This window comes from uncultured Sunxiuqinia sp., assembly GCF_947495665.1.
In the GTDB taxonomy this organism is placed as follows: Bacteria; Bacteroidota; Bacteroidia; order Bacteroidales; family Prolixibacteraceae; genus Sunxiuqinia; species Sunxiuqinia rutila.
Genome location: NZ_CANLZV010000050.1, coordinates 1 through 419, shown reverse-complemented (window position 1 = coordinate 419; position 419 = coordinate 1). Strand labels below are relative to the sequence as shown.

Annotated in this window: 1 protein-coding gene; it reads left to right on the top strand. The window is 54.4% G+C overall.

Annotated features, from left to right (window positions below; all coding sequences use genetic code 11):
- A partial coding sequence (locus Q1A18_RS18995; protein WP_299584730.1) for a PspC domain-containing protein occupies nt 1-419 on the top strand: 419 nt, incomplete at both ends.

Below are 419 nucleotides of genomic sequence, written 5' to 3'. Positions count from 1 at the left end.
AGCGGCAGCGTTTTTCACATTGACGAGGATGCTTACCAGAAGCTGCAAAACTACCTGCAGATGCTGAATGCCCACTTTGGCACAGACGAAGAAGGACGTGAGATTTTGCAGGACATTGAAACGCGCATTGCCGAGCTGTTCAGCGAAAGGATGGAAAAGGATGCCAAGAATGTGATCCTGGAATCGTGGGTGGATGACGTGATTGCCCGGATGGGAAAACCCGAGGATTTTATGGAAGGCGAAGTGGAAGAGGAAGAGCCGGCCAGTGCGGCAGGAACTACCAGTGAGCGCAGCCAGGCGACTTCGGGCAAAGTGAAACGCCGGATGTACCGCGACCCGGATCACCGGGTGTTTGGCGGTGTATGTGGTGGTATGGGCGCCTACTTTGGTTTGGAACCAGTGGTGCTTCGGATCATCTG